A 21378-nucleotide genomic window follows, 5' to 3' on the forward strand; every position below is an offset into this window, starting at 1 on the left:
CCGCGCTGCGCTCGTGGATGCCACGCGTGGCCTACTCGCGCGGGGTCTCCTACCCACCGTCGAGGAAGCCGCCCACGCCGCCGACATTTCCCGCACCACGGCGTATCGGTATTTCCCGAACCAACGATCACTGTTGGCGGCAGTACACCCGGAACTCGACGCGCCGTCGTTGCTTCCCGAGTCCGCACCCGAGTCCCCCAGCCACCGACTGGAACTCGTGATGCGCGAGTGCCTCCGGATCACCATCGAGTGGGAGCCGGAACTCCGTGCCGCACTGCGGCTTTCCCTCGAACCAGACAGCGCCGAGCTGCCGGAGCTGCGCCGCGGACACGCCGTCCCCTGGATCGAGGACGCCTTGAGCCCCCTCCGTGACAGCAACCCCGGGCTCGATCTACACCGACTCGCTCTCACCATCCGCGCGGCAACCGGTATCGAAGCGTACGTCTGGCTGGTTGACGTGGCCGGCATCAGTCCGGAGCAGGCCACCGAGATGCTCTGCCGGACAGCACAAGCCATTCTGGCCGACGCGCTGTCGGACTAGCTGCGGTAGTAGCGCCCCAGCACGTGGTCCCGCAGCTCGTCGAACTCACCGGCGCCGATCGCGGCGCGGATCTGGTCGACGAGCCGGATGATGAACCGCTCGTTGTGGATCGTCCCCAGCGTGGACGCCAGAATCTCCTTGGCCTTGAACAGGTGGTGCATGTACGCCCGGGTGTAGTTGGCGCAGGTGTAGCAATCGCATTCGGCGTCAATGGGATTGAAGTCGCGCTTGAACCGGGCGTTGGTGACGTTGAAACGGCCGGTCGCCGAGTACATCGCGGCGTTACGGGCGACCCGCGATGGCGACACGCAGTCGAAGGTGTCGGCGCCGGCCTCGATGGCGGCGAACAGGTCATCGGGCTCGCTGATACCGAGCAGATGCCGCGGTTTGTCGTCGGGCAGTTCGTCGGTGACCCAGCCGACGATGGTCGCCAGGTTCTGCTTCTCGAGCGCGCCCCCGATACCGTATCCGTCGAAGCCGTGCCCGTCGTCGTCGACGATGCCGACGAGCCCCTTGGTGGCCTGGCGGCGCAGGTCTTCGTACTGCGCGCCCTGCACCACCCCGAACAGCGCCTGCGCCGGCTTGCCCTCGCGTTCGATGCTCAGTCGGCGGTGTTCGGCCAGGCACCGCACCGCCCACCGGTGGGTCCGTTCCACCGAACGTTCTTGATAGGCACGGGTGTTCACCAGGGTGGTCAGCTCGTCGAAGGCGAAGATGATGTCCGCGCCCAGCTGGTGCTGGATGCCGATGGACACCTCGGGTGTGAAGCGGTGTTTGTCGCCGTTGAGGTGCGAGCGGAACGTCACGCCGTCTTCGTCGACATGGGCCAGCCGCTCTTTTCCCTCGGCAATGATGTCGTCGGCCTGCAAGCGGGCCGTGTCCATGGCCAGCACCTTCTTGAAGCCCACCCCGAGCGACATCACCTGAAAGCCGCCGCTGTCGGTGAACGTCGGCCCGGGCCAGTTCATGAAGGCGCCCAGCCCGCCCGCCTCGTCCACCACATCGGGCCCGGGCTGCAGGTACAGGTGGTAGGCGTTGGACAGAAGCGCCTGCGCCCCAAGCGATTTCATGGTCTCCGGCAGGACGCCCTTGACCGTCGCCGCGGTACCGACGGCGATGAACGCCGGGGTCTGGATGTCACCGTGCGGAGTGTGGATCACGCCGGCCCGGCCGCGCCGGTCCGGCAGCTGCGCGGTGACTCCGAAGAACTGCTGACTCACCGCTGTATTCAATCAATTGTCCGCCCCGACTCCCGAATGCCGGCTAACTACGCGGAAACAAACAGGTCAGGACGGTTACAGGGATTTTCTGTGAATTTGGTGAAAGGGCGGTTGGCGGACCCCATAATGCACTGGATGACCCGCCGTCCGGACGGTTCGCACAAATTAGGAGCACAAGTTATGAAGCGTGGTTTGGTTGTCGCGGTCGCTGGTGCCGCGGTTCTGGCCGCCGGTCTGACCGGCTGTTCCAAGGATGACAAGAAGTCGTCCGGCTCGTCGGCCACCGCGTCGGCCTCGGCGTCGTCGGCTGCGGGTAACTCCACCGCAGGCTCCGGCACCGCGAAGGTCAGCATCGACGGCAAGGCCCAGGACGTTCAGGGCCAGATCGGCTGCACCACGGCGGCCGGCAACCTGGTCATCGCCATCGGCAACGCCTCGGGCGGCCTGGGCGTCACCCTGACCGACGCCGACCCGCCGGTCGTCAAGACCGTCGGCCTGGGCGCCGTCAACGGCGTCACCCTGGGTTACACCGACGGTGTCCCGGGCGGCGAAGCCAAGGCCACCAAGGACGGCAAGACCTACAAGATCAGCGGCACCGCAACCGGGGTCGACATGGCCAACCCGATGGAGCCCACCAAGAAGCCCTTCGAGATCGAGGTGACCTGCCCCTAGCAGGCACTCACGAGAGACACGGGTGGTGTTCCGGATTATCGGAACACCACCCGTTTTCTGTTCCGGGGGAAGTTGCAAATTCCCATCTAAAGGCCTGGTCGCGGGAGTAGCGTCCGGTTCACGCCTAGTCGGGGGAGCGTCGATGTCAGTGCAGATGTTGCCGGCCACCAGTCCTGCCGTTCGCGGAATGCCACGCGTCTTCCTGTTGGTCGCACTGTGCTGTGCACTGCTCGTGAGTCCGGCCACCAACATCACGTCGAGCTTCGTCGTCGGCCTGATGAACACGGTGATCGGCATCGGCGGCCGGGGCGACCCGACGTCGGCCAACATTCCGGCCAAGCTCAATCACACCGTGGTGCCGCCCGGCTACACATACCTGCCCATCGACTACCCGGCGTCGATCCAGCTGTCGGCGAGCACGACCGTCTCCGGACCGAAGGTGTACAACGCCATCACATCCCGGCCGGGTGAGCAGCTGATCGTCGCCGGCTATTCGGAAGGCAGTCTGGGCGCCGAGTGGGCCAAACGCCGACTGCTGGCCAATGGCACCGGCCCCGCACCGTCGCAACTGTCGTTCGTGATGATCGGCTCGCCCTTCGCCGGCAACGGTGGCATCTTCGAGCGGTTCCCCGGCATGAACGTGCCCTTCATCGTCAACAACCAGGGCCCGTCCGCGCCGTCGCCGTATGACACCACGTTCTACACCCGTGAATACGACCCCTACGCCGACTTCCCGGCGTATTTCAACCCGCTGTCGTTGGCCAACAGCCTGCTCGGCGTGATGTACGCCCACCCCGACGCGTACTACGACTCGTACATCCCCGGCACCACGCCCGCGATCGTCACGGTCGTGCCCGACAACGGCGCAGGCGGGACGGACACCTACGTGTTCATCAAGACGCCCGATCTGCCGCTGCTGGTGCCACTGCGCATCGGTGCCGGCGCCATCGGCTTGACGCCGTTGGTCAAACCGCTGCTGGACGCCGTCGAGCCGCTGCTGCGGGTGCTGGTCGACATGGGCTACACCGACCGCGACAACCTGCATCCGGAAAAGAAGACGCCGTTCTCGTTGTTCACTCCGCTGTCGAAGATCATCGAGACGCTCAATGCGATCCCGGGCGCGCTGCAGGAAGGCGCCGACAACTTCGTCGACGACATCCGGTCCGAACTGCATCTGCCGGCCCTGGCGGCGACACCGGCCGCCTCACCGCCCGTGACGACCCTGGCTGCCTCGGACAAGAAGACCGCCGCCCCGTCGCCGGTGGCGGCGACCGTCGAGGACAAGCCGGCGGCGAACACCAAGGTCGACGAGACGGATACCAAGACCGACGTGAAGACCGACACCAAGACCGACGTGCAGAACGAGCCGAAGTCCGACGCCAAGGGCGAACCGGCGCAAGCGCCCGCCGCGACGCCGACCACCGATGCCGAGCAGAAGCCGGTCTCGGGCGAGCCGGAGCCGAAATCGGCCAAGCCCCAGGCAGATCCGGATGCCCCGCCGGTCAAGGCGACCAAACCCAAGACCGACCCCGACGCACCGCCGGTGAAGGTCACCAAGCCGAAGAAAAAGAAGAACACGCCCACGCCCGACGCCGGCGCCCCCAAGGACGGCCCGAAGGCCGGGTCTGAGACGGGCCCCAAGGCGGGACCCAAGGACACCGCCAAGAACGAGTCCAGCCACGCCGTGGCCTGAGTCGCGATCAGGACATCATCAGGGCGCTGGACGGGTGATGCGCCAGCCCAGTTCCGCCCGCGAACGGATACCCAGCTTCCGGTAGATCCGGGACAGGTGGACCTCCACCGTCTTGGCGCTGACGAACAACTTCGCGGCCACTTCACGGTTGCTCATCCCCGAGGCCACCAGCTCGGCGATGCGGCGCTCCGACGCCGTCAGCACCGCACCTCGATCGGAACGCTCGTCGATGCGCCCCAGCGCACGACGCGCCTGCTCGGCCCACAGCGGCGTGCCGAGCGCCTCGAACGCCGCCAGCGCCTCCTGCAGCGTGGCCACCGCGACGGCCCGTCGGCGTTGGCGACGCTGCAATTGCCCCAACACCAGCACGGTGCGCGCCCGCTCGAAAGGCATTGGCAGCCGGTCGTGTTCGATCAGTGCTTGCTCGGCCACTCGACCGCTTGGTCGACGTGACCCTGGGCGCCCAGCAGCAGAGCCCGGGACCGACAGCCGACCGCCAGCATCCACGCCCGGTCCAGCCGGCGACCGTTGGCCTCCAGGGCCTCGACCAAGGGCTCCGCCTCGGGCAGCCGGTTCAGCCCGATCAACGCCTCAATCGCATCCGGTAACCACGCCGCGACGTAGATCTCGGTCGCCAGAGGTTGCGCACCGAAAGTGGCCAGCGCCGGGGCGAGCGCCTCCAGCGCCGCGCCGTAATTTCCTGCGGAGACCTCGAGGAAGCCGAGAGCCGTAGTCGCCCAATCGATCAGGATGCGGCACTCCGATCGTGGCACAGCCGCCAAGACCTCGCCGAGTTCACGACGTGTCACATCGTCGCTGCCGGCGTACGCGGCGCAGTAGCCGCGCATGATCTGCGCCGCGGCGCGGTCGAGGAGCCCGCCGTGCTTGCCCTGCTCTACGGCGTCCTCCGCCAACAGGGTCGCCCGGGTGACATCACCCCGCCAGAGGTCGTTGAGCACCGTGTGGAACGCGACGAAATTGTGATCGCTCTCCGCACCGCTTTCGAGAACAGTTCTTCTGAGACGAAGGAATTCATCGCGGGCAGCGTCCAACTGCCCAGTGCACGACAGCAGCATGGCGGCGTGCATGGCCGGCTCGTACACGACCGAGACAGCGCACCCGTCATCCAGTTCGGTTGCCCGCCGCCGACTTTCGTCATCGACACCACCCCCGAGCCAGAACTGCACCATGCTGTGCATGCTCAGCGCCTGACTCGACAGGCCTGGGCGCCCCAGCTCCGCAGCGCACGCCACAGCCTCTGCACTCCGGCGTGCCGCGGCCGGAAGATCGCCGGTGTTGTAGAGCGCGAACGACATCGGCACCAGGATCTGTACCCGTAACGCCAGATCATCGGCAGCAGCATCGAGACCACGCTCGAGGTAATGAGCCGCGCCGCTGTGACTTCGATCGAGTATTTCGATGGCGCCGAGCAGACTGAGTGCCTGCGCTCGAATCGAACCAGGTGATTCTTCGGCGACCGTGCGGATGAGCAGCGTTCTGGCCCGCTCGGCATCACCGGCGCTGAAAAGATGGCCCGCCTGACGTATCCGGCGCTCCGGGGTGTCGCCGCCGAGTCCGGCTGCCAAATCCAGCAATTCGGCCGCGGCGGCCGGCGCACCACGGACCAGTGCTCTCCCCGCGGCGATGTCCAGAGCCTGCAGCGTGTGCCGATCACCCTGGGTCACCGAGAGCGCAAGATGACGAGCGTGCAACTCGGGATCGTCGATGGCCCCGGCCAGCCGGCGATGCGTCGTGCGCCGTTGCGCCGGAGTTGCGGCGGCGTAGACCCCTGCCGCCAACAGCGGGTGCGCGAAGTGAATCCACTGCCCGTCGATCCCGACGATCCCATTGCTCTCGGCATCCTCCAACAGCGCCACGACGCTGTCCGTTGTCGAATCCGTCACGCGGGCCACGAGTTCGATCGTCGGAGTGGCGGCGCACGCCACCACCAACAGCGCTTCGCGCGCGTCGGCGCCGAATCTGCCGATCCTGTCCTGGACCAACTCGGCCAGTGTGCCCGGCCATGACATCTCACCGGGCGGTGCCGCGCCACCGGTCGTCCGGGCCAGCTCCAGGGCATAGAACGGGTTGCCGCCCGAAATCTCGTGAATCCGGACCATGGTGGGCCGCGGCAGACTCAGCCCGAGCCGGTCGACGAGCACGCCGTGCAACTTTCCAAGACTCAAGGGCTGCAACCGGATTCGGTCAACTGCATCGACTCTCGGCAACTGGAGCCACGACACCGCGGCAGTGTGCTGCGGTTCGGTGCGCACGGTGCCGAGCAGGGCGACCCGCCCCACTAGCCGCCGCGCGGCGAACGCCACCACCTGCCGGCTCGAGGTATCGAGCCATTGCAGATCGTCGATCGCGATGATCACGGGCGACTCGTCAGCCAGCCGCTCGACAACCGACACGAAGCCGGCCGCGACAGCCCGGGGATCCGTTGCCTCGTCATCGTCGCCTGTCCCACGCAGCAGCACCCGATCCATCGCCGTCCGCTGCGGGACGGGCAGATCCGCCAACACCGCCGCCTCGACGTCACCCAGCAGATCGGCAAGCGACGCGTACGCCAACACCGATTCCGTCGCAGCCGTACGCGCCGCCAGCACCCGAATCCCCAGGGCTCGTGCCTGATCGATCACCGACAACCACTGCGTCGTTTTTCCGATGCCGGCCTCACCCTCCAGAACCAGGGCGGCAGGCCAACGTGACGCGGTCAGGAACTCGGCGATGGCACCGGACTCCTCGGCGCGGCCGACGACGCCGGCGGGCTTCACCGGATTTCCTCGACGCCGGCTCGTCCTCGGCTCACCCCGGGCCGGGCAATACGCCAGCCCAGTTCTGACCGCGAACGGATGCCGAGCTTCTGATAGATCCGGGACAGGTGCACCTCCACGGTCTTGGCGCTGACGAACAGTTTGGCGCCCACTTCCCTGTTGCTCATCCCCGACGCCACCAGCTCGGCGATCCGGCGTTCCGCGTCCGTCAGGGTGTCGCCACTGTCCGCGCGTCGATCCACCCGGCCGGCGGCACGGCGAGCCTGCTCGGCCCACAATGGCGTGCCGAGCTTCTCGAACTCGCCCAACGACTTCTGCAGCGTGGCCGCCGCTACGGAGCGGTGTCGTTGACGACGCTGTAACTGCCCCAACACCAGCAGCGTGCGTGCCCGTTCGAAAGGCATTGGTAGCCGATCATGTTCGGCGAGCGCACGCTGAGCCATCTCGACAGCCCGATCGAGATCGCCCTGGGCACCCAGCACCAGCGCACGACACCGGCCGCCCACCGCCAACATCCACGCGCGATCCAACCGTCGCCCATTGGCCTCGACCGCGTCGACCAACGGCACCGCTTCGGCCCATCGACCCAACCCGACCAACGCCTCGACCGCGTCAGGCAGCCACGCCGCGACGTGGATCTCCGTCGCCTGGCTCACCTTGCCGAAGCTCGACAACAGTGGGGCGAGCGTCTGCAGGGCGGCTTCGTAGTTGCCCAGCGACACCTCGAGGAAGCCCCGCACCGTGAGTGCCCAGGCGGTCAAGAAGCTGGACTCGCATCGCGAAACCGTCACCATGGCCTCGCCCGAATCGGTACGGGCCTCGAGCTCGTTACCGGAGTACGCGGCGCAGTGGGACCGCATGATCAGGGCCACGACGCCATGGGTACCGCCGAGTTGCGGCGCCCTCTCCACGATGTCGTCGGCCAGGAGGGTCGCAGCGGTGAAGTCGCCACGCCAGATGTCGTTGAGCACGCAATGGAATGCGACAAAGGTGTGGTCGCTCTCGGCGCCGCGCTCGAGACATTGTCGCCGGAGGGCACCGAACTCATCGCGTGCGGCTTCGACCTGTCCGGTGCAGGCCAACAGCATCGCATTGTGCATCCGCGGCTGATACACCACCGAGACCGCCGGGTTCTGGTCGTCCAAATCCATTGCGCGCCGGAGGCTCTCCTCGTCGACACCGCTGCCCAGCCAGAACTTGACCAGCGTCCGCATGCTCAGCGCCTGGCTCAGGAGATCACCCCGTCCCAGCTGTGCCGCGCAGTCGACGGCAGCATCGAAACCCGCCGCCGCTGCCGAGTGATCGTCCGAGTGGTACAGCGCAAACGACAGCGGGACCAGGATCTGCGCCCGCAACGCGAGGTCGTCGCCGGCCTCGTCCAGCGCGCGCCGCAACAGCGCGGCGGCGCCGCGATGGCTTCGATCGAGAATCTCGATGGCGCCCAGCAAGCGCAATGCTTGCGCGCGGACAGGTCCGGCGGCGCCCTCCTCGAGGGTCCGATTCAGCAGGACGCGTGCCCGCTCGACGTCGCCGGCGTTGAACAGCTGACTTGCCTGGCGTATCCGGCGCTCGGGGGTATCGCCACCGAGTCCGCTTGCCAGTTCGAGCAATTCGGCCGCGGCAGCCGGAGCACCCCGCATGCGCGCGCTCTCCGCGGCGATGTCGAGCGCCTGCAACGTCTTCGCATCGCCCCGAGTCACCGAGAGCGCGAGGTGGCGGGCCTGCAGTTCGGGTTCCTCGACAACCTCTGCCAACCGACGGTGCATCGCGCGCCGCTGCGCCGGAGTCGCGGCAGCATAGACACCCGCAGCCAGCAGCGGGTGTGTGAACCGAAGGCGCTCACCGTCGAATCCGACGATCTCCTCACCTTCGGCATCCCGCAGCAGCTCGACGACGCTGTCTGCGTCCGAATTCGTCACCCGCGCAATGAGTTCCACCGTCGATGACGCAATGCACGCCATCGCGAGCAATATCTCGCGCGCGCCGGCGCCGGTATTGCCGATGCGCGCCTGGACCAGTTCGGCGAGTGTGCCCGGCAACGGCATCTCGACGGCCGCGGCGCGCACGTCGATCGTTCGGGCCAATTCCAGCGCGTAGAAAGGGTTGCCGCCCGAAATCTCGTGGATCCGCACCATCGTCGGCCACGGCAGCGTCCGCCCCAGCCGCTCGGCTATCACGGCGGCCAGTTTGCCGATGCTCAAGGGCGCCAACGCGATGCGCTCCACCGCGCCGGCCCTGGACAGCTCCAGCCACGAGGCGGCAGCCTTGCTTTCCTGGTCCGTGCGGACCGTACCGAGTAGCGCGACCCGGCCGGTGAGGCGCCGCGCGGCAAGGGCCACCACCTGCCGGCTCGAGCTGTCCAGCCACTGCAGGTCGTCGATCGCGATCAACACCAACGACTCGTCGGCCAGCCGTTCGACAACAGACAGAAAAGCCGCGGCCACCGCCCGCGGATCCGTCGCCTCGCCCGCGCCGCCGACGCCGCGCAACAGCACCTGGTCCATGGCGATCCGCTGGGGCTCTGGCAAATCGGCGAGCACCCCCGCGTCGACACCGCTCAGCAGATCCGCGAGCGACGCATACGCCAGTGCCGACTCGGCTGCGGCTGTGCGCGCCGGCAACACCCGGACGCCGAGGGTTCGCGCCTGATCGATCACCGACAACCACTGCGTCGTTTTTCCGATGCCGGCCTCACCCTCGAAAAGCAGGGCCGCGGGCCACCGCGCCGAGGTCAGGAATTCGCTGATGACCCGCGACTCATCCACGCGTTTTCCCAGCACACCGCGATTATGCGCTGTGTATTTCCTTGGGGATACCCGAACGGAGACTATGCGCGGGCCGGGAACTCGATGTCGCTCGCGGCACTGACACGCTGCACCGGAAACCCGGCTTGGTCGCACGTTCGAGTGACGATGTCGGCCGAGTCGGCCACGAAGATGCCGAAGGCCACCTCGTCGTTGGGGACCGAGATCACGCTGGCCACCCGCACGGTGGCCGCACCGGTCGACAGCGACGCGGCGACCGCGTCGAGCATCGCGGCCGCTTCAGCAAGCGTCGAGCCGAAGAATTTCGGGTGGTACCACTCGACGAGGTAGCACGGTTCCACCGGAAGCATGAACGCAACGTATGGCATCGGCGGCACCAGCGATATAAGGGTTCTCCCTATCGCTTTCTCGGAGCGCGATCAGGTCTGCGGGCGCGCGATGCGCCAGCCCAGTTCCGACCGCGAGCGGATACCCAACTTGCGGTAGATGCGCGACAAGTGGACCTCCACCGTCTTGGCACTCACGAACAGTGCGGCGCCCACCTCGCGGTTGCTCATCCCCGAGGCCACCAATTCGGCGATCTCATATTCCGACGCCGTCAGAAGATCATCGGGATGCGCATGCGGATCGATACGGCCCGCGGCACGACGGGACTGCTCGGCCCACAACGCGGCACCGATCGTCTCGAATTCCGCCGCGGCCCGCTGCACAGTCTCCAGGGCCGATGTCCGGTGCCGCTGGCGCCGCTGCAACTGCCCCAGAACGAGCAGGGTCCGGGCGCGCTCGAACGGCATCGGCAGCCGGTCATGTTCGGCGAGCGCCCGCTCGACCGCCTCGGTCGCGCCTGCCAGATCGCCCCGCTCGGCCAACAACAACGCCCGGCACCGCCCGCCGCAGGCCAGCATCCACGGTCGGTCCAGCCTGCGCCCGTTGCTCTCCAACGCCTCGATCAGCGGCTCGGCCTCGCGGTGCCGACCCAGTTGGATCAACGCCTCGACGGCATCCGGCAGGAACGGCGTCACATAGATTTCCGTGGCCTGCGGCGCGGCCGCCACCGATGCCAGCAGCGGTTCGAGGGCGGCAACCGCGTTCTCGTGGTTACCCAGCGAGACCTCCAGGAAGCCCAGAGTGGTCCGTGGCCACACCGCGACCAGGGCAGAGTCACAGCCCAATGCGAGGTCGAGCGCCGCCGCGGCGTCGTCTCGAGCGTGATGCTCCTTGCCGGTGTACGCGGCGACTGCCGCGCGCAACATCAGCCCGACGGCGTGCGGCACGTCGCGGTCGAGTTCGTGGGCACGTTGCGTCGCCTCATCGGCGATCTGGGCCGCCTCGGCGAAGCGGCCCTGCCAGATGGCGGTGAGTCCGCGGTGGAAGTCGACGAATGTCAGCCTGCCCTCCTGCCCTCCTGTCCACGGTCGAGGTACTCGCGCCGGATGTCGGAGAGCTGTTCCCCGGCCGCATGCAGCCGGCCGGACCCGGCCAGCAGCTGGGCCTGCAACACATCGGGATTCATCAACGAGGTGAGCGCCAGCTCCCGGTCCGCCAGCTCCACCGCCCGACCGATCGCCGCGTCGTCGATGCCATGTCCCGACAGGAAACCCACCAGGACCTTCATGGCCAGCGCGATGCTGCGCAACGGCGAGCCGTCCAGCCGATCGGCAGCGGCAACCGCCTCCGTAGCCCACGCCGCGGCCACCTCGACCCGGCCGAGATTGAGTTCGGCGAACGCCAGTGGCACCAGTATCTCGACGCGCAGCGCCTGATCGTTCTCGATCGTTTCGAGCGCCTGCCGGAGAAAGTCCGCGGCGCACCGTGTGCTGCCGTCCTGCAGCGTGAACAGCCCCAGCAGGAACAAGACTCGAGCGCCGACATCGCCCGGCGGCTCCGAAGCCATGACCGCACTCAGCACATTCCGCGCCCGTTCTGCATCACCGGCACTGAAATGCAAGGCCCCCAGCATGATTCGCCGCTGCAGGGTGTCGCCGCCGAGGCTGAGTGCCAACTCGACGAACTCTGCCGCGGCTGCCGGCGCGCCTCGCCGGTGCGCTGTTGCCGCGGCCACGTCCAGCGCTCTCAGCATGTCGGCGTCGCCATGCGTGGCGGACAGCGCCAGGTGCTTGGCCTTGAGTTCATCGTGCTCGACGAGAGTCGCCAGGCGACAATGCATCTCGCGCCGCGCCGCGGGGGCGGCGGTGCTGTAGACCCCGTGGGCCAGCAGCGGATGACTGAATCGAACGCGATCGCCGTCGACCCCGATGATGCCGCGATCCTCGGCATCGGCAAGCCTGGTGAAGACGTCGTCGGCGTCGAGTCCGAGGGCCCGGCCCACCAGATCCGCGGTCGGGGCGCCCAGGCACGAGACCGCCAGGAGCGCCTCACGAACGTCGCCCGCGAACCCGTCGATCCGCTGCCGCACCAACTCGGCCAAGGTGGGCGGGAGTGCACCGGACTTCAGGTTGTCGGCGGGGCCGCGGGCGAATTCGATGGCATAGAACGGATTACCGCCGGACACTTCGTGAATCCGCATCATCGTCGGCCGGGAGAACGAGCGCCGCAGCCGATGCGACAGCACCGCGTGCAGGGCACCGACGCTCAAGGGCCCCAGCCGAATCCGTTGCAGCGCTTCGGGCCGGCTCAGCTGCAGCCACAGTGCCTGGTCCTCGCCGATGCCAGTCCGCACGGTGCCGATCACCTTGACGGGCCCGCTGAGTCGGCGCGCGGCGAATGCGATCGCGTGGACGCTCGAGGTGTCCAGCCACTGCGCATCGTCCAGCGCGACCAGTACCGGCGTCCGTTCGGACAACCGCGTGATGACCGCGAGCAAGGCGGCCGCCACGGCACGCGGATCGGTGCAGGCACCGTCGTCGGGCGCGCGGAGCAGGATGCGATCGAGCGCGCGGCGCTGCGGGGCCGGCAGGAAGTCCAGGGCGGCCGGCTCGATACCGGCGAGCAGATCGGCCAGCGCCGCATACCCCAGGGCCGATTCGGTGACCGCGGCACGGGCGAACAGCACGGTGAATCCCCGTTCGCGGGCCCGGTCGATCGCCGACAACAGCACCGTCGTCTTGCCGATGCCGGCTTCACCGTCCAGCAGCAGTGCCGCGGGCTCCGTGCCACCGAGAACACTGCCGACGAGTTCGGCCTCGGCCGAACGACCCAACACCTCGGACGGCATCGGATCGGCCTATCCACCAGCAGTCAGGTGGCAAACCCGACAAACGCCATGACCATTGATTTCATCAATCACAGTAACGCCACCCGTAGGTTTTCCGGCACACCGGAGATTATGCGCTGTGAAGTCGCTTGGGGATAGCCCTGAAAATGCGGTACGTACAGATCGCGATCCCCCGCTAATCGCGATCTGCCCGCACCGCCGGCGCCGCTGATCCAACTCTCAGCAATCACCAAGCCAACACTTTACATACCTTTGGTCTTGAATTACGATTTCGGCAGCACCTGTCCATTCGTGGGGGGATCACGTCGCGAAAGGCGCCAGACGTGAACGCAACACATCGCAGGGAGTGTCGGCCGTGGTCACGGTCGAAGACTTCTCTCGCGTAGTCTCCTCGATCTACGATTCCGCGGTCCAGCCCGAGCAGTGGACCGCGACCATGGCCGAACTCCACACCATGTTCGAGGCGACCGGCGGAGCGGCACTGGTGCTGGCCGATGGCGTGAGCCGAGCACCCCAGAGCGTCACCATCCCGACCGACGCCCTGGCCGAGTACGCGGAGTACTACCGCCACATCGACTACCTCCTCGAGGCGGTCGAGAACGGGCCCGTCGGGTATGTGCACAGCTGTCAGGGACTCGCCGAGCTGCAGCCGAAGGCAGAGTTCCGCATGGACTGGATGCGGCCGCACCGACTCGACGACGGCCTGTTCGTCCGGCTGACGGACGGACCTGAGCCCGCCACCTGGCTGGTGGCCACCGAGAAACGTTCCGACCCGTTCGACACCGCCGAACGGGTGCAGCTGGCCACGGCGCTGGTCCCGCACTTCCAGCGCGCACTGCGCATCCAGCACGACCTCAGCGCGGCCAGCCACCAGATCCGCAACATCTCGTCGGCGATGGACAATGTCACCCGCATCGGGATGGCCGTCGTGGACTGCGCGCTGTCGGTGCGATACCTGAACACCGCGGCGGAGAACATCGTCCGCCGCCACGACGGCTTGACCATCCGCGAGGGCTCTTTCGAGTTCGCGCACCCGCCGGCCGACGCGACGCTGCGCCACGGCATCAACGCCGCACTCGGACAGACCGGATCGGTTCGGGGCGGCACCTCCCTGTTGTGCCCGCGCCCATCGGGGTTGCGCCCCTACGTCATTCACGTCCTGCCGTTCCAACACGTGACGGCTCCGCTCGCCGAATCACGGGCGCTGGTGCTCATCCTGGATCCCGAACAGCACCCGCAGCCGGACACCGAGATGCTGCGCCGCCTGTACGGGCTGACGACGGCCGAAGCGGCGGTGGCCATCAGGCTGATACAAGGCGACGGCATCAAACCCATCGCCGAGAGCATGTGCCTGTCCGCCGGGACCGTGAGGACCCACGTTCAACACATCTTCGACAAGACGGGCACCCACCGCCAGGCCGAGCTCGTGCGGACGCTGCTCGCCATATCGCTGTAGCGGCACCAACCAAATACGCCAATCGGCCGATGTACAGCCCGCGTCCGATGCCGGATCGTTTTCAAAGGGCAAGGAGGGCGCCATGTTCGACACCACAGGGCTGAACCCGTGAGCGCCGCGGTCGAACGCTGTGACGTCTGCATCGTCGGGGCGGGGATCGCGGGCCTGAATGCCCTTTTCACGACGTCGCAGTACCTGTCGCCCGGCCAGCGGGTCATCCTGCTGGATCGTCGGCAGCGCGTGGGCGGCATGTGGGTCGACACCTACGAATACGTGCGACTGCACCAGCCACACCCGTTCTTCACCGCAGGGAACATCGGCTGGACGCTGGGCGCCGAGCCCTCGCACCTGGCCACCAAACACGAAGTGCTGGCACATTTCGACCACTGTCTGGACGTGCTGCGGCGGCGCGTCACGGTGGACGAATACTACGGCTGGACAATGCAATCCGACGAAGAGGCCGACGGCGTCGTCCGCGTGCAGTGCCGGTCGGACGACGGCCGCACCATGGTGGTCGAGGCCAAGCGCCTGAGCAAGGCCATCGCTTCCGACGTCGAGCCGAACGATCCGCTGCCACTGTCCAGCACCAGCGTCCGCTCGGTGTCGCCGAACTACTGCGACATGCGCAACGGCGACATCGACGCCAGCGACGCTCCGGTGTGGGTGATCGGCAGCGGCAAGACCGCGATGGACACCGCGCACGCGCTGATCAACCGCCACCCTGGACGAGAAGTGAACCTGCTGGCGGGTTCGGGAACCTACTTCGCGCACCGCGACCGGCTGTTCCCCACCGGCGGCAGGCGGTGGTGGGGTGGCTTGACGTTCAACGCCTTCGCCGACGAAGTGACCCGGATGTTCGACGGCACCAACGAAGAGGAAGTGGCTCGCCACTGGCGTGAGCGGTGTGGCGTCTGGGTGACGCCCAGCACCGGGAACTTCTTGCTCGGCGTGCTGTCGACGGCGGAACGGGACGCCATCGCGGCCGGCTTGCGCGACATCGTGATGGACCATCTGGTCGATGTCGTCGATCGCGACGGCCGGGCCGAGATGCAGCTCCGCAGCGGCGCGGTCCGGGCGATCGACCCGGACAGCTGGATCGTCAACTGCACCGGGTATCTGCTGAAGCACTCACCACCGTATGAGCCCTACACCTCCCCCAGCGGCCGGGTGTTGTCGTTGAACGCACGCGGGGCAACCCTGCATCTGACGACGTACATGGGCTACTTCCTGCCGCATCTGATGTTCACCGGCCAGCTCACCGAGGTGCCGCTCTACGAGCTCGACATGATCGACCTGCGCCGCAAATGCAACGCGGTGTTCCCCCACGCCTTGATGACGCTGGCCGTGCACAACCTCAGCCTCATCGCAGACGCCTTGCCCCTCAGTGTTTTTCGGGACTGCGGACTGGACGTGGCGCGCTGGTATCCCGTCCCGCGACAAGCCGTCGGGATGGCCCAGTTCCTGGCCACCCACCGCCGTCGCCGTCCGCACCTGCAGCGCACGCTGGACACCGTCGCCAAGCGCTTCGACGTCCACTGCGCCCCGCTCGCCCGCAGCAGCGCACCCCTACTCAGCCAGTGACAACTCCGGCGGCGGCACGCGCAGACCACGGGTGAGAACCAGCAGGTACACCACGCCGATCGACATCCAGATCACCCCGAGAGTCAGTGCGGCACTGCCGAGTTGGGTGAGCAGGTAGACGTCCACGACCGCACCGATCAGCGGAATCGCCACGTACGTCAGCGGATTCAGCCGTTGCTCGTGGCGATGCCGGACGAAGTAGCCGATCACCGACAGGTTCACCAACGTGAAGGCCGTGAACGCGCCGAAGTTGATGAACGACGTCGACGTGGCGACGCTGAGGAACACCGCGCCGAGCCCGATGAGCCCGCACAGCACGATGTTGAAGACGGGCGTGAAGAACCGCGGCGACAGCGTGCCGAAGAATTTCTTGGGCAGCACCGAGTCTCGGCCCATCGCATACAGCAACCGGGACACACTGGCCTGCGCCGCCAGGCCGGAGGTGAACTGACCGATGATCAGCCCGGTCACGAAGAACGCGGCGAACAGCGCGCCACCGATGGTCCGGGCCGTGTCGGCGGCCAGCGAGTCGGCGTTCGGGAACGAACCTCCGGGCTGTACCAGCGTCAGGATGTACGCGACCGTCACGAAGACCACGCCGCCGATGAGGGCGACCAGCATGATCGCGCGCGGGATGTTGCGCTGCGGATTCTTGGTGTCCTCGGTGAGCGTGCTGACGGCGTCGAAGCCGAGAAACGAGTATGCCGCGATGGCCGCGCCCGCGGCGATGGCCGGGAAGCCACCGGTGCCGCTGAACGGGGTGACGGACAGCAGCGAGCCACCGCCGTGGCGGGACACCATGTGCGCCACCGCGAAACCGATGAACAGCGCGATCACCAGGAACTGCAGCGCCATCAGGACCAGGTTGGCCTTGTCCGCCACCTTGAGTCCGATGATGTTCAGCGCGGTCGTCACGACGATGAACGCCACGATCCACACCCACGCCGGCACCGACGGGAACTCACCGGTCAGGTACGCGGCGCCGATCAACCAGATCACCAGCGGCAGGAACAGGTAGTCGAGCAGGATCGTCCAGCCCACCAGAAAGCCGAGCCGCGAATCCAGCGCCTTGCGGACGTACGTGTACGACGAGCCCGCGACCGGATAGTGCACCGACATCTTCGCGTAGCTCGCGGCCGTGAACAGCATGGCCACGGTGGCCAGCAGATACGAACCCGCGCTGGCTCCCGCCGACGCCTCGGCGATCACGCCGAAGATGCCCAGGACGATGATCGGCGCCATGTAGGCGAGGCCGAACAGCGTCACGCCACCCAGGCCGAGGGTCGCGTTGAGGTGGCCGGCCTCGCCGGGCCGCTGGGCAGTTTCGGTCATGAGCGTCCTTCAGGGTTGACGGGCTGCGGCTGCCACCGCTGGTGCACCAGCTGACCGGCGTAGGCGGGCAGCTCGATGGGGTCGTCGTCGGCGTGCAACTGCTCCCACACCCGGTTGACCCCGGCGGTGCCGCGGGTCCGCACGGCGGTCACCTGATCGAGGTCGATCGTCAGATGCGTGACCTCCGGCTCGGCGTGTGCCGCCTGCGCGAGCACCTCACCCTCCGGACCGACGTAGATGCTCTGCCCTCGCCCGAGTGGCCCGGCGGCGTTGACGCTGAGGTAGTAGATCTGGTTCGTGATGGCGTTGGCGCGGGCGAGGACGAGCTCCTGCGCACGGTCGTCGGACGTCGTCTTGACGATGTTGAACACGACTTCCGCGCCGAGCCAGGCGATCTGCCGAGTCGCCTCGGGGAACCAGCTGTCGTAGCAGATGTTGACGCCCATCCGGCCGACGCCGGGTACGTCGAAGGCCGTGAAACCGGCACCGGACGCCCACGGCTCGTGCGGGCGCCACGGGAACACCTTGCGGTACGACGAGACCAGACGGCCGTCGGGATCGAAGACCAGAGCAGTGTTGTACACCCGGCCGTCTTCGCCACGCTCGGCGATCGAGCCGGGCAGCAGCCAGACGCCGGCGTCGACGGCCACGGCGCCGAGTGCCCGCACGAGTGGTCCGGTGAGTGGCTCGGCGACCGCATCGAAATAGGACCCGGTATCGGCAGCGCCGTCGCTGGCACCGAGCAGGTGAATCTCGGGGAACACCACCATCTGGGTGTCCGGGCGCTCGGCGAGGATCGCCGCGAGCTCAGCAGCCAGCTCGGCCACGGGGTCCTCACCCTGCAGGGGGCTGGCCTGGACGAGCGCAACCCGCCACTGTCGACTCATCTCACCTCACCGCCGGCCGTCACGGCCCCAGTGTGCGCCAGGACACAGCCGCCCCGCTCGGACAATGTGGGGATTTTGCGGGTAGCTATTCGACATTCCGTCTATTCGCGCGGTTCTCAGCGATGGTGCGCGGCGAAGAACTGCCAGATGGTGTCGGTCGCATTCACGGCGGTCGACGGTGGCGGCAGGTCCCCGAGCCGCTGCGCCAGCGGGCTCGGGACCCCGCCCGGCCACTGATGGCCGGCACCGGCGACGCTGATCAATTCGACGGTGCGGCCACCGGGACAGTCGGCCGTCTGTGTCGTGACGGTGCCGGTGGTTGCCGTCACCGGGGCTGCGCACGCGTCGATACCGCGCCACGTCGCGTTCACCGCGGGTACCGACGGCCCATCGACATTGGGTGCGCCGGTGACCGTTCTGGCCTTGCCCGGCCCGCCGTCGAACGGGACGCGATCGTCGGCGGTGCCGTGGATCTGCAGCACCGAGGCCGGCGCGGCCCGCGAACAGTCGGTCAGCAGCGTTCCCGCGACCGGGGCGACGGCGGCGAACAGGTCCGTCTGGCACACGAGGCGCAGCGCCATCATGGCTCCGTTGGACATCCCTGTGACGTACACCCGGGCCGGATCGATGGGTAGCTGCGCTTCGATCGCGCCCACCATCGCGGTGATGAACCCGACGTCGTCGATGTTGCGGTTCTTCGGTATCCCGCAACAGGTTCCGGCGTTCCACGCACGATCCATCCCGTCGGGATAAGCGACGACGAGCCGGCCCGTGTCGGCCTGGGCGTCCCAGTTGTAGGCGCGCTCGGCCTGCGCGCCGTCGCCGTAGCCACCGTGCAGCATGACGACCAGTGGACTCACGGCGTTGAGCCCGGCCGGGCGGTACACGCGGAATGTCCGTGTCAGCCCTCCCGCCTGCAGCGAGTTGCTCGAGGTGCCGACGGGTATGCCATTGCCCGGAGCACCCATCGCAGAGTGCCGGCCGAGGCAGCCGCCGACCGCGAGCAGCGCCACAACCACCAGCACGGCGGCGAATACGCGCTGTAGCGAACGGGTCATGCCTCCATGGTGCACGTCCTGCCAGAATTGACCGGTGACTCACCCGACCGCCCTGCCTGTTCGCGTCATCCGTGCTGCCGAACGGTGGCACTGGCGCAACGAATGGCTGGAATCGTGGCAGTCGTTCCCGGCGACCGGCAACTTCGATCTGGCGGCCAACGCGCACGGCCTGCTGATGATCAACAACGAGGACACCGTCGACCCCGGGGAAGGCTTTGACGCGCATGACCACCGGGACATGGAGATCATCACCTGGGTCCTGGAAGGCACACTGGTGCACAAGGATTCGCTGGGCAACGAGAGCACCATCTACCCCGGTCTGGCGCAGCGGATGAGTGCGGGCACCGGCCTCCGGCACTCGGAGCGCAACGGCGCCGGGCGGCAGGACCGTCAGCCCCTGCGGGTCGTCCAGATGTGGATCCCGCCGGAAGATCTCGGCGGCGCGCCCAGTTATCAGGAAGCCGACATCAGCACCGAGCTCGCCGGAAACACGTTGATTCCCATGGCATCCGGCATGCGCAAGTACCGGGACGACGCCGCCATCACCTTCGGCAACAGCTATGCCACTTTGCACGTCGCGCGGCTGGATGCCGGTAGCACCGTACAGGTGCCGGACGCACCGTACGGCCACGTCTTCGTCACCCGCGGAGCGGCCGAGTTCGAAGGCTCCGGTCCGCTGGGCACCGGTGATGCCGTGCGACTCACCGCGACCGGCGGGCAGCGCATCACCGCGGGCGCCGACGGCACAGAAGTGCTCATCTGGGAGATGCACACCATCGCGGTGAACGTGTAGCTAGCGCCCCAACCGAGCCAGTGCGACGGCGGCGGCGTTGGCCCCGCACATACCGTGCCCGCCAGGACCCGGCGGCGTGGCCGCCGAGCAGATGTACATGCCGGGAACCCCGATGGTGTACGGCGACAACGTCGTTCGCGGCCCGAAGGCCAGCTGCCGGATGTCCTTCGCACCGGTGTTGATGTCGCCACCCACGTAATTCGGGTTGTACACCGACATCTCGGTGGTGGACCGCACGGCCTGCCCGACGATGCGCTCACGGAATCCGGGAGCGAAGCGCTCGATCTGCGCGATGATCGCCTCGGTGGCGTCGCCACTGAAGCCGTTGGGCACATGGGCATACGTGGAGACGGGGTTGACGGTCCCGACGGAACGGCCGGGGTCGGCCAGGTACTGCTGGAATGCCAGCACGAAGGGACGCTGCGGCATCCGGCCCGCGTGGATGTCCCGTTCCGTCGAGGCGATCTCGGCGAAATCGCCACCGAGGTGGACGGTGCCGGCGCGGCGGGCCGCCGCGTTGGTCCACGGCACATCACCCTCCACCGCGAAGTCGACCTTGAAAGCGCCAGGGCCGTAACGGAACCGGTCGAAGGCCCGGCGCACCCGCTCGGGTAACCGGTCCCCCAGAATCCCGGCGATGGCGGTGGGCGACAGATCGAAGACCGTGATGTCGGCCGGCGGCAACTGCGACACCGCGGTGATCCGCACGCCCGTCTCGATCTTGCCGCCCAGTTCGGTCAGCACCGCTTCGAACGCGTTGGTGATCGCCTGCGATCCCCCGGCGGCCACCGGCCAGCCGTTGGCATGCCCGGCAGTGATGATGCCCAACCCGATCGCCGACGTGAGCGGGTGGTGCAGCGGCTGAAAGGTATGTGCGGCAACACCCCCGAACAGTGCCCGGGCCTGCGGGGTGCGGAAGATCCGGGCCAGCGCTGCCGCGGGCAGCACAGTCGGCGCCCCGAATCGGGCCAGCCCCAATGGATGTCGCGGCACCCGGAGCAGCGGCCCCATGATGTCGTCGGACAGCTTGTCGAACCGGCGCGACGGTCCACCGAACAGCAGCTGCCAGCGGGCTCCGTCCAACCCGAGCCCGGCCGCCGTCGTCTCGACCGAGCGATAGAGGGCGCCGGCCGTGCCGTCGTCGAGCGGGTGGACGCAGTCGATCTCGGTCCACTTCCACTGCAGGCCATAGCGATCCAGGCCGAGATCATTGATGAACCTGGAGCCCGCCGGCATCACGTGGATGGCCGCGCAGTCGTCGAACACCAGGCCCGGCAGGACGTACTCACTCGAACGGATGCCGCCGCCGATCCGGTCGGTGGCCTCCAGCACCGTGACGTCGATGCCCTTGGCAGCCAAGGTGATGGCGGCGGCGAGCCCGTTGGGCCCGGCACCGACCACAACCGCATTACTCATGCGCGATCCGCC

General features: G+C 67.6%; 17 protein-coding genes. 6 read left to right on the forward strand and 11 right to left on the reverse strand.

What is annotated here, in order from left to right; genetic code table 11:
* The first annotated feature begins 13 nt into the window (after window positions 1-13).
* Window positions 14-541: a TetR/AcrR family transcriptional regulator gene (locus ACJEIK_RS27110; RefSeq protein WP_234880811.1), complete on the forward strand. Its 528-nt coding sequence runs from the start codon at window positions 14-16 to the stop codon at window positions 539-541.
* Here the strand turns inward: ACJEIK_RS27110 and tgt are convergent.
* Window positions 538-1761: a tRNA guanosine(34) transglycosylase Tgt gene (gene tgt / locus ACJEIK_RS27115; RefSeq protein ID WP_138251016.1), complete on the reverse strand. Its 1224-nt coding sequence runs from the start codon at window positions 1759-1761 to the stop codon at window positions 538-540. The genes ACJEIK_RS27110 and tgt overlap by 4 nt on opposite strands.
* Before the next feature lie 180 nt (window positions 1762-1941).
* On the opposite strand from tgt, the gene ACJEIK_RS27120 reads away from it, so the two are divergent.
* Window positions 1942-2433: a lipoprotein LpqH gene (locus ACJEIK_RS27120; RefSeq protein ID WP_133426124.1), complete on the forward strand. Its 492-nt coding sequence runs from the start codon at window positions 1942-1944 to the stop codon at window positions 2431-2433.
* A 142-nt stretch (window positions 2434-2575) separates the two neighbouring features.
* Entirely contained in the window at window positions 2576-4126 is a 1551-nt protein-coding gene (locus tag ACJEIK_RS27125; protein ID WP_267325910.1) for a PE-PPE domain-containing protein, read from the forward strand.
* An 18-nt stretch (window positions 4127-4144) separates the two neighbouring features.
* On the opposite strand, the gene ACJEIK_RS27130 is transcribed toward ACJEIK_RS27125, so the two are convergent.
* The 6 genes from ACJEIK_RS27130 to ACJEIK_RS27155 form a co-directional block, all read right to left on the reverse strand.
* Entirely contained in the window at window positions 4145-4558 is a 414-nt protein-coding gene (locus ACJEIK_RS27130; RefSeq protein ID WP_323848730.1) for a helix-turn-helix transcriptional regulator, read from the reverse strand.
* Window positions 4540-6903, reverse strand: coding sequence for an AAA family ATPase (locus ACJEIK_RS27135; protein ID WP_409430634.1), 2364 nt, complete (start codon window positions 6901-6903; stop codon window positions 4540-4542). The genes ACJEIK_RS27130 and ACJEIK_RS27135 overlap by 19 nt, the downstream gene beginning before the upstream one ends.
* Window positions 6900-9668 carry a LuxR C-terminal-related transcriptional regulator gene (locus ACJEIK_RS27140; RefSeq protein ID WP_409430635.1) on the reverse strand — a complete coding sequence of 923 codons (2769 nt, stop codon included), beginning with the start codon at window positions 9666-9668 and terminating at the stop codon, window positions 6900-6902. Before ACJEIK_RS27140 ends, ACJEIK_RS27135 begins: the two co-directional genes overlap by 4 nt.
* A gap of 62 nt (window positions 9669-9730) precedes the next feature.
* Entirely contained in the window at window positions 9731-10018 is a 288-nt protein-coding gene (locus ACJEIK_RS27145; RefSeq protein WP_135357628.1) for a hypothetical protein, read from the reverse strand.
* 69 nt (window positions 10019-10087) lie between these two features.
* Window positions 10088-10921: a helix-turn-helix transcriptional regulator gene (locus ACJEIK_RS27150; RefSeq protein ID WP_267325912.1), complete on the reverse strand. Its 834-nt coding sequence runs from the start codon at window positions 10919-10921 to the stop codon at window positions 10088-10090.
* Between the two features lie 131 nt (window positions 10922-11052).
* Complete coding sequence (locus ACJEIK_RS27155) at window positions 11053-12843, reverse strand: AAA family ATPase (protein WP_267325913.1); 1791 nt, start codon at window positions 12841-12843, stop codon at window positions 11053-11055.
* 355 nt (window positions 12844-13198) lie between these two features.
* Here ACJEIK_RS27155 and ACJEIK_RS27160 point away from each other — a divergent pair, with 355 nt between their 5' ends.
* Window positions 13199-14299: a helix-turn-helix transcriptional regulator gene (locus ACJEIK_RS27160; RefSeq protein WP_162563500.1), complete on the forward strand. Its 1101-nt coding sequence runs from the start codon at window positions 13199-13201 to the stop codon at window positions 14297-14299.
* Between the two features lie 108 nt (window positions 14300-14407).
* The gene (locus ACJEIK_RS27165; protein ID WP_409430636.1) at window positions 14408-15880 is read left to right on the forward strand and encodes an NAD(P)-binding protein; all 1473 of its coding nucleotides are present in this window, start codon (window positions 14408-14410) and stop codon (window positions 15878-15880) included.
* On the opposite strand, the gene ACJEIK_RS27170 is transcribed toward ACJEIK_RS27165, so the two are convergent.
* The 3 genes from ACJEIK_RS27170 to ACJEIK_RS27180 all read right to left on the reverse strand — a co-directional run bounded on the left by ACJEIK_RS27170 (window position 15866) and on the right by ACJEIK_RS27180 (window position 19157).
* The gene (locus tag ACJEIK_RS27170; protein ID WP_409430637.1) at window positions 15866-17212 is read right to left on the reverse strand and encodes an APC family permease; all 1347 of its coding nucleotides are present in this window, start codon (window positions 17210-17212) and stop codon (window positions 15866-15868) included. The two genes, ACJEIK_RS27165 and ACJEIK_RS27170, sit on opposite strands and share 15 nt — an antisense overlap.
* Complete coding sequence (locus tag ACJEIK_RS27175; protein ID WP_409430638.1) at window positions 17209-18099, reverse strand: carbon-nitrogen hydrolase family protein; 891 nt, start codon at window positions 18097-18099, stop codon at window positions 17209-17211. Before ACJEIK_RS27175 ends, ACJEIK_RS27170 begins: the two co-directional genes overlap by 4 nt.
* A gap of 116 nt (window positions 18100-18215) precedes the next feature.
* Window positions 18216-19157: an alpha/beta hydrolase family esterase gene (locus ACJEIK_RS27180; protein ID WP_409430639.1), complete on the reverse strand. Its 942-nt coding sequence runs from the start codon at window positions 19155-19157 to the stop codon at window positions 18216-18218.
* 34 nt (window positions 19158-19191) lie between these two features.
* Between ACJEIK_RS27180 and ACJEIK_RS27185 the strand changes: the two genes are divergently transcribed.
* Window positions 19192-19950 (forward strand): pirin family protein, encoded by a 759-nt coding sequence (locus tag ACJEIK_RS27185; protein WP_409430640.1) that lies wholly within the window; start codon window positions 19192-19194, stop codon window positions 19948-19950.
* Here ACJEIK_RS27185 and ACJEIK_RS27190 read toward each other — a convergent pair whose 3' ends face one another.
* Complete coding sequence (locus ACJEIK_RS27190; protein ID WP_409430641.1) at window positions 19951-21366, reverse strand: phytoene desaturase family protein; 1416 nt, start codon at window positions 21364-21366, stop codon at window positions 19951-19953.
* Window positions 21367-21378: the final 12 nt, after the last annotated feature.

Source organism: Mycobacterium sp. SMC-16 (assembly GCF_046250085.1).
GTDB lineage: Bacteria > Actinomycetota > Actinomycetes > Mycobacteriales > Mycobacteriaceae > Mycobacterium > Mycobacterium phocaicum.